Genomic DNA, 16079 nt, shown 5'->3' with positions numbered 1-16079 from the left:
TCAGGCGTTTTTTTCATTTATTCACAGTCGTATTAAAGCCTTATTGACAAAGTACATTATATAATTAAGTTTTATTATTTATATATGGAGACTATAGGTGATCAAGAACAGGAGAACAAAAAACTCACTGAAATAAAAACATTCCCAGTTCCATTAAGTTTAGGAGAAATTAAAGAGAGTATTACGATTCCGACTAAAAACCAACGGCAAATTTCTAAAGAAGAAATAATTAAACAAGCATTAACTTTGCATTCACAAGGAAACTTGCTGGAAGCAGCAAAATATTATCAAAATTTTATAGACTTAGGATTTTCGGATCCAATAATTTTTTCTAATTTTGGAATAATACTTGCTACTTCAGGTGATTTAACAAAAGCAGAAAAATTGATCCGTAAATCTATTGAGACTTATCCTGAATTCATCAATAACTATTTTATTCTTGGAAATATATCGAGGGATCTAGGGAAACTTTTAGAAGCAGAAATATTTATGCAAAAATTTATTGAACTAAATCCTAATTTCTCAGATTCATATTTGTGTATGGGGAATATATTAAAAGATCTTGGTAAAAATAAGGAGGCATTTGATTTTTATTTGAAAGCTATTAAATTAAATCCAAAAGATCATAAGTTATATTCATCAATAACAACTTTTATAAAACAATCAATTCTGTCAGAACTTGATATCAATAAATTAAAATCTATATTAATAATTTTAATTAAAAGGGATGATATTTTTCATAGTGATTTACTTGAAGCATTCAAAAAAATATATGAAAATAAATTATCATTTTATATTAAATTACTGGAATCAGAAGAATACAATGAAAAAATATTTCAAGAATTAATTGAAGATGATTTATTAATTAATGTAATGAAAAAGATTCCTCTAAGAGATTTTAAATGGGAAAAGCTATTAACAATTATTAGAAATAAAATTTCTCAAGTAATAGCTATAAAAAGGAAAGAAATTGATTATTCAACATTTAATTTTATTATTTCTCTAGCGGAGCAATGTTTTATAAATGAATATGTTTTTTCATTGAATAATTATGATTATATTTCTATAGATAATATTATTAAAATGTGCAAAAATAAAGAGTTGAATGAAGTAAATATTGCTATTTTAGCTTGTTATTATCCACTTTATAAACTTATTGATAAGATTCCTGAAATAAAGTTTATCAAAACTTCTGATTTGAATTTTAATAATCTAGTCAAGTTGCAGTTATTAGAACCTAAAGAAGAGATTGACATATCTAAAAATATCTTAAAATTAGGTTCGATAAAAGATAAAATTTCAATTAAAGTAAAATCACAATATGAGGAGAATCCATATCCTAGGTGGAGGTATGGTAATCCTTCTAAGGAACAAAAGTTGCTTCCTATTCAAATAGTCAATAATGAAATAAAACCAAATTCAATTAATTCTAAATTTAAATCTGAGAAGGTTCAAGTTTTAATAGCTGGCTGTGGCACAGGCTATCAGACTTTATATGCACAAAAATATAAAGGTTGTGAAATAATAGCAATAGATTTAAGTATGGCATCACTTAGCTTTGCTCAACGAAGAATAAATGAACTTAACATTAATAATGTTGATTTCATTCAAATGGATATCTTAGAGGTTAGCTTATTGCAAAAAAAATTTGACATTATTATATGTACCGGCGTGCTTCATCATATGAAAGAACCTTTAGAGGGATTAAAAGCTTTATTAGGAGTATTAAAATATAATGGCTTGCTTAAATTAGGTTTATATAGTGAATTAGCAAGATCAAATATTATAAAAGCAAGAAATTATATTCAATTAAAACAACTTAAACCCAATATAAATGACATTCGTAATTTTAGATCGATTGTCTTTTCAGAAAAAGTAAAAGAACTTAACTCTTTAATTGAGAGTCCTGATTTTTATACACTTTCTTCCTGCCGTGACCTTTGCTTCCATTCACAAGAACATAGATTCACAATCCCAAAACTAAATGAGACTATAAGCTCTAATAAATTAAAGTTTCTTGGTTTCGTCTTGCCGCATACTATTAAAAGCATTTATAATAATAATTTTCCAGAAGATAAAACTCAAACTAATTTACAAAACTGGGCACGATTTGAGGAGATTTATGCTGATACTTTCGCTGGTTTGTATCAGTTTTGGGTTTCTAATGATTATCAAAATTTGAATTAGAATTATCTTTAGTAGTTAAATAATTAATATGTTTTTAATTAATTATTTTTTGAGGCTGATCTAACTTCCGTCTATCCGCGACTTTCTCGTATTAAATATTATAAATAGATGTTATGTGCTTTTATCTAATGTATAGGCGTCCATTCATTGCAGGTTTTCGCAAAGGTTGTAAGAGGCGCTGTTCTAACTCTTGAACTCAATTAAATATCCTATTACAATCTCTTAAAGTTATCTGAATTTTTAGATCTAAGCTTATTTCTTTAATTTTTTAATCTAATGAAGGCGTATGCTCTAAAGTACTTATAATCTGTCTGAATGGCTTAATAAGTTTTAAAATTAAAGATGTGTAGTCTTCATAAAAGAAAGAAAGTAAAACATAATACCGCGCAGGTATCTATATTTACTGTCCCTCATGAATTAAGAGAAGTTAAAGAAAATTTATTTATTACTACTGATAATTTTTCTATATATTATCAGAATGAAATCATAAATAAAGCATTTAGGTATCATTCTCAAGGAAATATTTCAGAAGCAGCCAAATATTATCAAGACTTTCTAGATCAAGGTTTTAAGGATCACAGAGTTTTTTCTAACTATGGCGTTATCTTAAAAGACCTTGGGAAATTAGAAGAGGCCGAAGCCTTTATGAGAAAAGCACTTCTAATAAAGCCTGAATCATCAGATTATAATTATAATCTTGGAGGAATATTGAAAGATCAAAATAAATTTAGAGAGGCTGAATTCTATACTACTATTGCCATTAAATTTAATCCAGTATTTGCAGATGCATATTCAAATCTGGGTGGAATACAGAGCGATCTTTATAAATTTAGTCAGGCAGAATCTAGTCTGAGAAAATCAATAGAATTAAACTCTAATGTTTCAGAGTATTATTATAATTTAGGAGAGGTATTGGTGCACCTTGGAAAGTTTTATGAAGCGAAGGAATATTTAATTAAAGCAATTAAGCTTAAACCAAATTTTATTAAAGCTTATTATGTCTTAAGTAGATTTGGATCAATAGGAAATAAAGAAATTGAAGAAAATATTTTTTCTGATGAAATACTATATAGTACTAAACAAGAAGAATTGGTTGATATATATTTTGCAAGATCTAATATCTTGCACCGTAGAAATAAATTTAGAGAAAGTGCAAAATATCTAAAATTAGCGAATAATATTAAATTTAAAATTAGACCTTATGAATTTGATAAGTTAAGTAAGTATTCATATAAGCTATTAAATAAAAATGAAATTCAAAAATTAGAATCTAATAATCTATTGGCTAATATTTTTATTGTCGGCATGACGCGAAGTGGTTCTACATTGCTGGAATCTATATTAAGTATTAACAAAGAAGTTCTCGATTTAGGAGAAATAAATATTTTTGAGGATTCCTATCTTGAATGGATGAATTTACAAAAAGATAATATTAATTGTTCATTAGAAGACATATATAATAAAAATATACTAGAAATTAATAATTCACGATTTATAACAACAAATAAATGTTTACATAATTATATTTATACTGGAATTATTGTTAATTATTTAAGTAGTTCGAGAGTTATCCATTGCTATAGAAATCCATTGGATAATATTCTTTCTATTTATAGGAGTAATTTTGCAAGAGGGAATGATTATTCATCTTCTTTAGTTGATTGCGCGAAGCTTTATTTACTTCATGATCATGTTATGGGTGAATATAAAAAGAAGTATAGATCAAAAATATATGATCTTAATTATGATCTTTTGGTTAAAGATCCTATTGGTGAAATTAAATCTTTAATTAAATGGTTGGATTGGGAATGGAAAGATTGTTATTTATCACCTCAGCTCAATAAACGATCAGTTCTAACAGCTAGTAACATTCAAGTTCGCTCACCAATTAATTCAAAATCTATAGGAGGGTGGAAAAACTATCGGGAGATGCTACAGCCTGCTATTGATATTTTAGTAAAGCATGAAAAATATAAAAACTTACAATTCTTATAAAGACAATACGAATAAATAAATTTCATTGTTGGTGATGTCATTAAATCCAGAGGGCTAGGGTTCGCGTAACAAAACTGTCCGAAGGAATTGAGACGATTTACATAAAAGACTTAGAAATTTTGCAATACTAGGGTATGCATATTCTTGACAGCTCTCCTCCTTAAGTAGCGCTGAGAGGGACAGGTGGTAGTAAAATCCCTAGAATAGATTTTCTTCAGTTGGCGGAATTCCTGCAAGAGCATAAGTCAACTACCTCAATAAATAAGACTTAGTTGACTTGTTATATGATTCTAGTTCTCTTCTGACTTAGGTCTAATGATATTTTATCTCTCTAACTAGTTGTTAGGAATTTAGTAATCGAGAGGAGTGTGATTGTGATAACTTCATAGGTCCAAATAGGACTACTATTTCGAGATGCTCTTGTCATCCATTCAGCAATACCATTATTCTTAATAACGAATAGATAGAGGAATTCAAAGCTTGATATTGGGATAAATACAGCAAGGAAAAGATTCATTCGCAATTCCCCTGCATTGGCTTGGCTGCTTCTTTATCTCCAAGATCTAATGCTTTTCTCCAGTCTTCGCAAGCACCATTGATATCTCCAATTTCTTTTTTTACATTGGCACGATTAAAATATGCATCGGAGTCCTTTTGTTTTTTGGTAATGAGCGAGGAAATAAAAAAAATTACTGAAATAAAAATATTTCCCATTCCATATGCTTTAGAAGTAAATAAAAAAAATATTAATATTGTGACAAATATACCTTCTAAAATTTCTAAACAACAAATCATTGAGAAAGCAGTCAATTTTCATCTTGAAGGAAATATTCAAGAAGCCTCAAAATATTATCAATACTGTATTAGTCGAGGTTTTAATGATCACAAAGTTTTTTCTAACTATGGAACAATATTAATTGGTCTAGGTAAACTAAAAGAAGCAGAAGAATCTATTCGTAAAGCGATAGAACTTAAACCTGATTATTCAATAGCTTATTCCAATCTTGGAAATATATTGAAAGAATTAGGTAAACTAAAAGAAGCAGAAGAATCTATTCGTAAAGCGATAGAACTTAAACCTGATTATTCAATAGCTTATTCCAACCTTGGAAACATATTGAAAAAATTAGGGAAGCTAAAAGAAGCAGAAGAGTTTATGCGTAAAGCTATAGAACTTAAGCCTGATTTTGTTGAAGCATATTCCAATCTTGGAAACATATTGAAAGAATTAGGGAAACTAAAAGCAGCAGAAGTATCCACGCGCAAAGCATTAGAACTTGATTTTGATTTCGCTGATGCACATAACAATCTTGGGGATATTTTAAGAGAGCTTGGTAACTTACAAGAAGCGGAATTATGTACTCGCAAAGCTATTGAACTTAAGTCTGACTTCGCAGAGGCTCATTTTAATCTTGCTTACTTACAACTCTTAAATGAAGATTATCAATCTGGACTGGAGAATTATGAATTTAGATTTAATACAGAAGAACCTGCTATTATTTACGGTTCTACAAAACTTAAAAGAGTTAAGAATGAGAAGTTAAAAAAAGGAGAAAAGCTTTTATTAATTAGTGAACAAGGGTTAGGCGATACCTTGCAATATATGCGCTATGTGCCTTATTTAAGAACATTGGGTTTAGATGTTTCTTTTTGTGCACATAAAAAATTACATACATTGATAAAATCATCAGGTATTGATCAACAACCATTAAATCCTGAGCAAGTAAATCAAATTACAGAAGGGAAATGGATTCCATTATTATCTTTGCCTAAATATCTAAAAGTTAACCCGAAAAAACCAATCATTACTAATCCGTATATTTTCCCATCGGGTCAATTAGTAAAAAAATGGGAAAACATTCTTTCTAATGAAGAAAGACCAATTGTGGGTATTAATTGGCAAGGAAATCCAGAAATGGAAAAAACTTATCGAGGAAGATCATTCCCCTTAGAAAATTTTTCAGAAATTTTTAATCAAAACAAAATAACTTTGCTTTCTCTACAAAAAGGATTTGGTTCAGAGCAATTAGATGATTGCTCATTTAAAAATAAGTTTGTTGAATGCCAACCCTTAATTGATCAAAAGTGGGATTTTAATGAAAATGCTGCAATCATAGAGAACTGTGATTTGATTATTACTTGTGATACATCTATTGCTCATTTAGCTGGTGGAATGGGTAAAAAAGTATGGTTACTTTTAAAAGATATACCTTTTTGGACTTGGGGGCTTAAAGAAGAGAGAACTTTCTGGTATCCGTCGATGAGATTATTCCGGCAAAAAGAACGAAATAATTGGAAAAAAGTCATGATAAGCGTATCAAGGGCAATCAAAAAAGAAATGTATGCAAAATCATGAGATTAAAAGTTAAAATCTTTTTACAAGTATATATTCCTAATTAATATATACTTGTAAAATCAATAAATGTGAATTAGTGATAAAGAGATCAAAATAAAGTAGGATCTGAACTGATAGCTTTCTTAGGTTAATTTGCTTTAGTGGAATATTAAGGAAACCTTGTCATCCACAGCAATACATCATATAAAACTTCTCAAGAATAAATAATTGGTCAAGCTTTTAAGTTTCATTGAGAGGGAAATATTCAAGAATCAAAAAAAGTTTTATCAATATTAAAGTTAAGAGGATTACTTTTATTTTATAAAAATATTAAACATTTTCATATGCTATTAGTAACAGAGTATAAGATATTTTATAAATATTCTATTGAATATTTAATTTTAGTTAAAGCATCTATTAGTTAATGATTATTTGAATTTAGAAAGTATAAAAATAAATTATTTAACCCCTTCTTCTTATTCTTTTTGATAGGTAATAATTAATTTAGAAACATAATGTCTTTTAGATAATAAGAATCCATCTCGATTTATTTGATTTTCTTTAAATAGCCTGTCTATATCTATTTATTGCCTGAATTTTAAAGCTAAATTATTATAGTAAATAGGTTTTTAAAAAATACATAAAAAAGCTGCAACTTGCTTGCAGCTTTTTTATGTATTGAAATTAAGTGCAATAACGAATTTTAATCATTAACCAAATAAAGCTGAAGCCACACCAGCAACGGCTATCACGATTCCACCCCATTTGATTACGGACTGATCCTTGTCATAGGTGTTTGAGACAAGAATTGCAGCAAGAAGGATTTCTACAAGGTTCTCATTGATCATGGGTCGAAGCCAGAAATGTAATTGTTGCTACTTTTTAGCTGGTTTTTGATTTATGGGCAACAAATATTAAGTACTTATTAGGCTAATTTGTTTTAAAGCTAAAAAATATTGAGACCTGAATTGTTAGTTTTATGCAAAAGGCAAAAAAAAAGCCCTCTAAAAGAGGGCTTTAAAACAATCAAGTTAAAGACTTAACCAATTGCAGGTGCAACAAGAGCTACAGAAGTAGACTCAGCAGCTGCTAGGTCAAGTGGGAAGTTGTGAGCATTACGCTCGTGCATTACTTCCATACCAAGGTTTGCACGGTTAAGTACATCACCCCAGGTTGGTACAACCTTGCCTGAAGTATCAACTACAGACTGATTGAAGTTGAAGCCGTTCAAGTTGAACGCCATGGTGCAGATGCCCATAGATGTCAACCAAACACAGATCACTGGCCATGAAGCCAAGAAGAAGTGAAGGCTGCGGCTGTTGTTGAAGCTTGCATATTGGAAGATCAAACGACCGAAGTAGCCATGAGCTGCAACGATGTTGTATGTCTCTTCTTCTTGTCCAAACTTGTAACCGTAGTTCTGAGAATCAAGTCCTGTGGTCTCACGGATAAGTGATGAAGTAACCAAAGAACCGTGCATTGCAGAGAACAAAGCACCACCGAACATACCTGCTACACCAGCCATATGGAATGGGTGCATCAAGATGTTGTGCTCAGCCTGGAAAACGAACATGAAGTTGAATGTTCCAGAGATTCCTAGAGGCATACCATCAGAGAATGAACCCTGACCGAATGGGTAAACAAGGAATACAGCGAAAGCTGCTGATACAGGAGCTGAGTAAGCAACACAGATCCATGGGCGCATACCTAAACGGTATGAAAGCTCCCACTGACGTCCCATGTATGCAGAGATACCAATAAGGAAGTGGAAGATTACAAGCTGGTAAGGGCCACCGTTATATAGCCACTCATCAAGAGTTGCTGCTTCCCAAATTGGGTAGAAGTGAAGGCCGATAGCGTTACTTGAAGGAACAACAGCACCAGAAATGATGTTGTTTCCATACATAAATGAACCAGCTACTGGCTCACGGATACCGTCGATATCAACTGGAGGAGCAGCGATAAATGCAACGATGAAACAAGTTGTTGCCGCAAGAAGGCAAGGGATCATCAATACACCGAACCAACCGACATAGATACGATTGTTGGTGGAAGTAACCCACTCGCAGAATTGTGGCCAACCTTTGAGCAACGAAGAACGCTGCTGCTGAATGGTGGTCATGGATAAGAACGTTTTGGTTTGCCCGAAAAGGCAAGGAATAAGGTCAGAAAAAATCTGACATACGAAATTTAGCTTTCAAGTGAAATACATAGGGTGGGTAAACTCACCAAAATCTGATTAAAGGAAATTAGTAAATCTATTAGCTAGAATAATTTTTTCTTATTCGATAATATTATCTAAACTATTTAAACTATTCGATCTATTTTTACTAGTATAAATAGTTTAGTTAGTAGTGAACTTATCTATTGAGTTAACTGTATTTTAATTATCTTGTATGGTCTTGTTATTGTGGAATAAATGATTATAGTTTATCAAGATGTTTATGAATAAATGACTAAGAGTCAGTTTAATATAAAGATCTCAAAAGATTTGTTGATCAGAGTTAAGCGTCAGACAATGATGTCGGGGAAAAGCCTAACGGAACATATTACTGATTTAGTCTCTAATTCCTTATTAGATAATGAAATTCAAGATAATCACTTGTCTTCAGTTGAAAAGATTAATAATTTGGAAGAAAGATTATTGACTCTAGAATCAATAGTAAGAAATCGGGAATACATAAGTCAAAAGTTAAAACCATTTACTAATTCAGAGGCAATTAATTGCACAAAATTTATGCGAGGTGTTTTTGATAAAGAATTAGAAAAAAGAAATTTTGATGATAAATTCGATGCCTTTGATGATTTTTTTCAATCAGTGAAAGTTTTTGATGAGTTAAATAAGTCCTTTTCTGATCGATTGAAAGAAATAATGCTTAGCGATAATCCAACTCCTTGGACCGGGAAAGAACTCAATGAATTTACTGCTGGGGATAAATGTAATTGTTCAATTAGAAAAGGCTTAATTAATTGGACTGGAGTAACAGAATGTCCTTCGCAACAAGAAATATGTGATAAAGGAGAAGAGTTGCTTTCAATGTTTTGATAGGAAATTAATTAATATTTATTAGCTTTTTGCTTATCTCCCACAATTTTTTTCTTGTAGTCTTATTTAATGCTTTTGGAGCATTTCTACATATTTTTGGGAACCCTCTGAAATTAAATCTTGGACCATATTGTTCTCCTCCTTTAGCGCTAGGAAGTGTAGAGGCTGTTAGTTGAGGTAATGCGCCCATTTTCGCGCTTTGAAACATAGGATCCATCAATTTATAAGCAATTTCTTCTTGCCAAGATTGATTCGCCTCAACAGACTTTGGCTGTAAATTTGTACGAGCAAATCCTGGATGAGCAAGTAGTGAAGATGTTTTTGAATTGCTTTCTTTAAGTTTTGAATTGAGCTCTAAACCAAACATTACGTTTGCAAGTTTACTCTGAGCATATGAAGCCCAGCGATCGTATTTAAGATTTCCTTGTAGATCGTCCCATTTGATTACCCCAAAATATTGAACGCCTGAGGTTACAGTAACAACCCTAGAATTATTCTTTTCTTCAAGAATAGGTAGTAATTCCAAAGTTAAAAACATGTGTGCAAGATGATTAACAGCAAACTGTATTTCTAAACCTTGTTTGCTAAAAGTCTTTGGAGGTGCCATTATTCCAGCATTATTAATTAAAACATCTAAGTAATTGAAATTTTGTTTTATAAATTCAGAAAATTTCTTAACGTTATTTAAATCGGATAAATCTAATTCAACTAGTTCAATCTTGCCAGAGAAATTAAATTTTAAAAGTTCTTGTTTGGCCTTCTCTCCTTTGAGTAAATCTCTGCAACACATAATCACTGTTGCTCCCTTTTCTAGCAGGGCTTTAGATGTCTCATAGCCAAGACCACTATTCGCTCCAGTGATTAAGAATATTCTTCCGTCTTGCCGCTTAATTTTATTTAACCTAACCATAACTATTTAAAATGTATACTTACTATAATTATAATTTGATTTAATTGTGGTAGTTTGATCTTATTATGTTTGAATTGATTTCACATGACTTGATAAGATTTTAGATTTTATTAATTCTATGAAATGAAGACTTAAATCTGTAAAATCCTGAATTTGCATAATTCCAATATTTAAGATCTTCTTCTCTATATATATAATTAATAATAATTTGATTTTGATTAGCGTATTTATTTATCAAATCTAGATTATGACCAACTCCTGGGTAGATAACATCAATACATCTGTGATCACACAAAAATTTTTCTATGTCTCTTGATTCAAATATTTCTGAGTTTGGGATTAATTTATTTATATTATCAATTAAACCTAATTTGAATTGACTTACTTTCTCACTTAGCCCAAATCTATTATTGGTTATTCCATTGCTCAATATATAAACTTTACAGTATGAATTGAATAACTTAGATCTGTTCAAAATATTCATATCATTGTCGAACATTAGTAGAATATTACTGTTAGAGAAACTTCTTTGAACTGGAAGTTTATTAGATTGATGTTTATTACTTTTTATTGGTTTAATTTTGTTTGATCTGCTAATCGATGTATTCCTGAATCGATTAATTGTGTATTTATTGATGTTTTCTTTGGATGCTAAGTAAGGCTTATTATTTGTGTGCATGCCCGCTACCCATCTCCAGCTAAGGGTATTTGATGAAGCATCCCCATCAAATAGATGTTTCATGAAAAATCTTGCACCTAGTTGCCATGGAAGTCCTAAAGTGAAAATCCATATACTTGCAAACCACATCCTTGAGTGATTATGTAAATAGTTATTTTCTCTAAGCTCCTCTATCCAAGTATCAAAGCAATCTATACCTGTTTTACCATCCATTGCACTAATTAAGTTTGAATTATTTGGATATTCTTTAAAATTTATATATTCAAACCATATTGATTTGTAATTTTCAAGATAACCCTTCCAGTATATCCTCCAGAGAATTTCATCAGTATACTTTTTTTTCTTATCAATTCTTTTTAATTTTTCAACTATAGCGTATTCGTAAAGGATTCTATGAGATGTATATTTAGAAATTTGAGAAACATTAGTTCTTTTTTTGATACCGAAATCGTAATTTCTTAGCTGATGGTATGAAATAAGGTGATTGATGATAAAAGTATCTAATACATCATTAGCCTCTTCAAAAATATTCATCTGAGTATCAATAGTGATTTTTGACTTATCATTGAAGTTTTTTTAATGCTTTTATAGCTTCTTTTATATGAGCTGGACCATTTAAAAGGTCTTCAAATATGTGTATTATTCTTCTTTCACAATTTATTATATATGTTACTCTCCCTTCGATTAATCCTAGTTTTTTTGGCACACCAAATTCTTTTCTAATAATATTATTTTGGTCGCAAAGTAATGGATACTGAAGTTTATTTTTATTAGCAAATCCAAGATGACTTTGTATACTGCCATTACTTATTCCCCACACCTCAGCTCCTAGAATTTTAAAAAGATCATATTTGTCTCGGAATCCACAAGCCTCGATAGTGCAGCCTGGAGTATCGTCTTTTGGGTAAAAAAACAAGACCAGAGGCTTTTTTATTTTATTGGATGTCCTGATGTTTCCATTTTGATCTTTCAAAGAAAACGATGGAATCTGATCACCAATTTTCAGCGTCACTCTATCTAATCAAATTATAAGTATAATGAATTCTTTTTTTTTCGAGAGTTCTCTTTTGGCGTAAGAACAGCACCTAGACAAAGATAATAGAAATTGATAATTAAATATCTGAGTTGATATTATTAAGTTAGATTAGATATGAATTCATTAGCATTACGCCTGTAGTTCATTTTTTTATTAGGGTCCATTTTTTTTAGATTTCTTAAAATCATAGACAATCGATATTGGTCCTTGAACTTATTTTTATAGTCATCTATAAATGTCCAAAAAAGGCTATCCCAAGTTGAGCACCAATCTTCAGATTTATAGTTAGACATTTTTTTTATATAATTAGAACTTGAAATATATGGCTTAGTTGTGAATAGTCCTCCATCAGCAAATTGACTCATTCCATAAACATTTGGAACCATAACCCAATCATATGCATCTATAAATAACTCCATAAACCATTTGTATACTTGATTTGGGTGGAATCTGCATAGAAGCATTAAATTTCCAACTATCATCAGTCTTTCTATATGATGAGCATATCCGGTTTCTAAAATTTTTTGTATTGTGTCATCTAATGGCTTTATTCCCGTTTGACCAGTGTAAAAACTTGAAGGTATTGGTTTATCCTCAAAATCCCAGAAGTTTCCATTTCTGAGTTCTAAACTATTTCGTTTATATATCAATAGGATAAATTCACGCCAGCCAATAATTTGTCTAACAAATCCTTCATAGGAATTAATCCCAATATTATTCGATTGATAAAAATACCAAGATTTTTCTATTATTTGTCTTGGAGTAAGTAATCCGGAATTAATTAATGGAGAAATAACACTATGCCAAAGTGTTCTATGGTTTGAATGTATTGCATCTTCGTAATCTCCAAATAAATTCAATCTTTCAATTAAAAAATTGTCTAACCATTCTTCTGCATCTTTGTGAGATATAGGATAATTAAAGTCCTCATATTTACCATAATATTCATTATATTTCAAAGAAACATCTTTCTTCGCTTTATCTATAAATTTGTTTGCTTTTAGAGTTGGTATTTTTGGAATTTTAATTGAATTTGGTATTTTTTTTCTATTTAGTTTGTCGAAATTCCATGCACCACCTGTTGGCGAACCATCTTTTTCAATAAGAATATTTAGTTTTTTTCTTTGAATCTTATAGAATTTATGCATTCCATGAATTTTTTTATGATTAAGGAATTCTTCAGATATCTCATGTCCAGTTAAAAACATATCATTTTTTCTTATTTCTAACTTTGAATTATTTTTCAAAGAGAAATCCTTAACTCTTTTTTCTAAAGACCAATCAAATGCCTCATAAGTAATAAAATAATTAAAACCTTTTTCTGATAGATAATTAAGATTATCTTCAGTTCTGGTTTCTTTTTTATGTTTTATATAGATGACACTTAAACCGTGAGATTTCAGCTCTTGTTCGTAAGAGTCCATCGTGGCCATGTGAAAAATTATTTTTTGACAATGAAATTTTTGTTTCCACTGGGAATCACAACCAAAAAATAAGTTATCTTGGATTAAAGCAACATGCTTTACATCAGAAAATTGTTTTTTTATTTTGAATAATTGATTCGGAAAAATTAGGAAAATTTTTCTCACTTTATTTTCACATAATTTGACACTTTTTAGATAATGTTTAATAGATTAATTTAATCAAAATAACTAAGAATTTTTTTAAGTGCGAAAAATTAAGCAATATTATTAGTTTGATTTTTTCCTCTTCTACATCTTTCTGAGCAGTAAATGACGTTTTCCCAATCTTTAGACCATTTTTTTCTCCATTGAAAATTTTTAAGACAAATTGGACAATTTTTTGTCAAATTGATTTCACTTTTGGTTTGCCGACTTGAATCTTGTCTTTTTATTAGGGAACCCATGCTTTAATTTTCTTCCAGTAACTCTTTTTCTCCATATTTTAAAAGAAGATGATTTTAAATTCGAACGCATTAACTGAATGACTTCTTTCTCTTTGAGTTTGAATTGAAAATCAATTGCTTCAAAAGGAGTTTTGTCCTCCCAAGCCATTTCGACAACTCGGTCAATTTCAGCTGAATTCAGTTCTCTAAGTTTGATTTTTTTTAATCTAATTAGTTCTTATTTTATAGGAAATTTGTAAGTGCATAAGTACGTATATCCCTCAAATTTTTCTTTGATCTATAAAAATCCAATTGCTAATTAATTTGTTTTGGCTTTATTAAATGAATTATTTGTTCTCGCACTAAGGATTGATTTTTGTTATGACAGTTCTTGTTGATAGGAATTGAAGTCGAAGTTCTTTTCTCTGTCAACACTGGAAGAGTTCTTGCACTCTTCCAGTACTAAACAAATTCTACAAAAGTTCTACATATAGTTAAGTAGAACTTATGCAATTCCTTGAATTAAGACACCCAACTTATCATGACCTGTCTTTGTATAATTGGCTACTAATATCATTGTTAAGTTTTACTTATGAGCGAGTATATAATGATATCTGATTATTAATCATTAGCTGTTTCTTTGGGTTTTAGATAGTTAAAAAGTCTACTGACTTGTAGTCTGGAAAATATATATTCCCCCCTAATTTCATATGCAAACCTATGGAAATCCAGATACCACCTACGGGTGGTGGGCTGGTAATTCAAGGGTTACTAACCGCGCTGGAAAATTTATTGCAGCTCATGCCGGTCATACTGGCCTGATTTCATTTGCTGCGGGAGCTAGCACTCTTTGGGAGTTAGCGAGGTTTGATCCCTCTATAGCCATGGGGCATCAAAGTTCTATCTTTCTTGCTCATCTTGCCTCTATTGGAATTGGATTTGATGATTCAGGGGTTTGGACTGGAGCGAATGTTGCTTCAGTAGCAATCGTCCATATTATTGCTTCGCTTGTATACGCAGGAGGAGCTCTTTCTCACTCTCTTCTTTTTGATGGTGATTTAGCTTATGGGCCTGGACCTACTACACAAAAATTTAAGCTTGAATGGGACAATCCTGATAACTTGACATTCATTCTTGGTCACCATCTGATTTTCTTCGGTGTCGCTTGTATCGCTTTTGTGGAATGGGCAAGGATTCACGGAATTTACGACCCTGCGATAGGAGCTGTTAGACAAGTTGAGTACAACCTTAACTTGACCAATATTTGGAATCACCAGTTTGATTTCTTGGCTATCGATAATCTTGAAGACGTTTTGGGAGGCCATGCATTCTTAGCATTTGTTGAAATTACAGGCGGAGCATTTCATATCGCTACTAAGCAAGTAGGTGAGTACACCGAATTCAAAGGAAAGAACATTCTTTCTGCTGAAGCTGTACTTTCTTTCTCTTTGGCTGGTATTGGTTGGATGGCTATTGTCGCAGCTTTCTGGTGCGCAACAAATACAACTGTTTATCCCGAGGCTTGGTACGGAGAACCACTGGCTTTGAAATTTGGTATTTCTCCCTATTGGATTGATACGGTAGATGTGAGTGATAGCAATGCATTTGCAGGTCACACAACAAGAGCTGCATTAACTAATGTCCATTATTATTTTGGATTCTTCTTTTTACAAGGTCACTTATGGCATGCAATTCGCGCATTAGGCTTTGACTTTAGAAGAGTTACAAATGCTGTTTCCAGTTTGGATACCGCAAAAGTTACTCTTAATGGCTAGCTGATTTAATTATTGGATAATCAAAAAAAAGCCCCGTATTTTTTTGACGGGGTTTTTTATTGATTTTTTTATTGATTTATTTAAAAATTGATTGATATTAATAAAAATTCTCACTTTTCATCTGTCACTGCTTTTGTAGGAAAAATCAATGAATATTCATAGCTCTTTTGTTGATTAGTTTTGTGCATTAAATAAAGACCTTTTACGATTTCAAGCAAATTTATTGCACTAAATGTAAGGTAGGTCGAATTTCGACTTCAATTTCCTCAA

At 30.9% G+C, this 16079-nt stretch carries 15 protein-coding genes; 5 read left to right on the top strand and 10 right to left on the bottom strand.

The window, feature by feature from the left end; genetic code table 11:
• Positions 1-84: 84 nt before the first annotated feature.
• Both O5637_RS04165 and O5637_RS04160 read left to right on the top strand, forming a co-directional pair.
• Complete coding sequence (locus tag O5637_RS04165) at positions 85-2187, top strand: methyltransferase domain-containing protein (protein ID WP_269606351.1); 2103 nt, start codon at positions 85-87, stop codon at positions 2185-2187.
• Positions 2188-2529: 342 nt separating this feature from the next.
• The gene (locus O5637_RS04160) at positions 2530-4182 is read left to right on the top strand and encodes a tetratricopeptide repeat-containing sulfotransferase family protein (RefSeq protein ID WP_269606349.1); all 1653 of its coding nucleotides are present in this window, start codon (positions 2530-2532) and stop codon (positions 4180-4182) included.
• Positions 4183-4513: 331 nt separating this feature from the next.
• Here O5637_RS04160 and O5637_RS04155 read toward each other — a convergent pair whose 3' ends face one another.
• Both O5637_RS04155 and O5637_RS04150 read right to left on the bottom strand, forming a co-directional pair.
• Positions 4514-4699, bottom strand: a complete 186-nt coding sequence (locus O5637_RS04155; protein WP_269606347.1) for a hypothetical protein — start codon at positions 4697-4699, stop codon at positions 4514-4516.
• Positions 4696-4896 (bottom strand): tetratricopeptide repeat protein, encoded by a 201-nt coding sequence (locus tag O5637_RS04150; RefSeq protein ID WP_269606346.1) that lies wholly within the window; start codon positions 4894-4896, stop codon positions 4696-4698. Before O5637_RS04150 ends, O5637_RS04155 begins: the two co-directional genes overlap by 4 nt.
• Before the next feature lie 40 nt (positions 4897-4936).
• Between O5637_RS04150 and O5637_RS04145 the strand changes: the two genes are divergently transcribed.
• Positions 4937-6538 carry a tetratricopeptide repeat protein gene (locus tag O5637_RS04145; protein WP_269606345.1) on the top strand — a complete coding sequence of 534 codons (1602 nt, stop codon included), beginning with the start codon at positions 4937-4939 and terminating at the stop codon, positions 6536-6538.
• Between the two features lie 689 nt (positions 6539-7227).
• On the opposite strand, the gene O5637_RS04140 is transcribed toward O5637_RS04145, so the two are convergent.
• Positions 7228-7365, bottom strand: a complete 138-nt coding sequence (locus O5637_RS04140) for a hypothetical protein (protein WP_269606344.1) — start codon at positions 7363-7365, stop codon at positions 7228-7230.
• A 191-nt stretch (positions 7366-7556) separates the two neighbouring features.
• Entirely contained in the window at positions 7557-8639 is a 1083-nt protein-coding gene (gene psbA, locus O5637_RS04135) for a photosystem II q(b) protein (protein ID WP_011294225.1), read from the bottom strand.
• 330 nt (positions 8640-8969) lie between these two features.
• Between psbA and O5637_RS04130 the strand changes: the two genes are divergently transcribed.
• Entirely contained in the window at positions 8970-9563 is a 594-nt protein-coding gene (locus O5637_RS04130) for a hypothetical protein (protein WP_269606343.1), read from the top strand.
• Positions 9564-9570: 7 nt separating this feature from the next.
• Here the strand turns inward: O5637_RS04130 and O5637_RS04125 are convergent, their stop codons facing one another.
• The 6 genes from O5637_RS04125 to O5637_RS04100 all read right to left on the bottom strand — a co-directional run bounded on the left by O5637_RS04125 (position 9571) and on the right by O5637_RS04100 (position 14236).
• Positions 9571-10473: an oxidoreductase gene (locus tag O5637_RS04125; protein WP_269606341.1), complete on the bottom strand. Its 903-nt coding sequence runs from the start codon at positions 10471-10473 to the stop codon at positions 9571-9573.
• A gap of 100 nt (positions 10474-10573) precedes the next feature.
• Entirely contained in the window at positions 10574-11686 is a 1113-nt protein-coding gene (locus O5637_RS04120) for an FAD-binding domain-containing protein (protein WP_269606340.1), read from the bottom strand.
• 28 nt (positions 11687-11714) lie between these two features.
• Positions 11715-12158 (bottom strand): peroxiredoxin, encoded by a 444-nt coding sequence (locus O5637_RS04115; protein ID WP_269606908.1) that lies wholly within the window; start codon positions 12156-12158, stop codon positions 11715-11717.
• A 128-nt stretch (positions 12159-12286) separates the two neighbouring features.
• Positions 12287-13777: a cryptochrome/photolyase family protein gene (locus O5637_RS04110; RefSeq protein ID WP_269606339.1), complete on the bottom strand. Its 1491-nt coding sequence runs from the start codon at positions 13775-13777 to the stop codon at positions 12287-12289.
• An 89-nt stretch (positions 13778-13866) separates the two neighbouring features.
• Positions 13867-14055 (bottom strand): DUF2256 domain-containing protein, encoded by a 189-nt coding sequence (locus tag O5637_RS04105; protein ID WP_332299757.1) that lies wholly within the window; start codon positions 14053-14055, stop codon positions 13867-13869.
• A complete protein-coding gene (locus O5637_RS04100; RefSeq protein ID WP_269606905.1) occupies positions 14006-14236 on the bottom strand; it encodes a TIGR03643 family protein in 231 nt (76 codons plus the stop codon). Before O5637_RS04100 ends, O5637_RS04105 begins: the two co-directional genes overlap by 50 nt.
• Positions 14237-14744: 508 nt before the next feature.
• Here O5637_RS04100 and O5637_RS04095 point away from each other — a divergent pair.
• A complete protein-coding gene (locus O5637_RS04095) occupies positions 14745-15809 on the top strand; it encodes a chlorophyll a/b binding light-harvesting protein (protein WP_269606337.1) in 1065 nt (354 codons plus the stop codon).
• Positions 15810-16079 lie beyond the last annotated feature (270 nt).

The organism is Prochlorococcus marinus str. MIT 0917 (genome assembly GCF_027359575.1).
GTDB lineage: Bacteria > Cyanobacteriota > Cyanobacteriia > PCC-6307 > Cyanobiaceae > Prochlorococcus_B > Prochlorococcus_B marinus_D.
The sequence above is the reverse complement of the archived record's forward strand: the minus strand, read 5'-3'. Positions and strand labels throughout refer to the sequence as shown.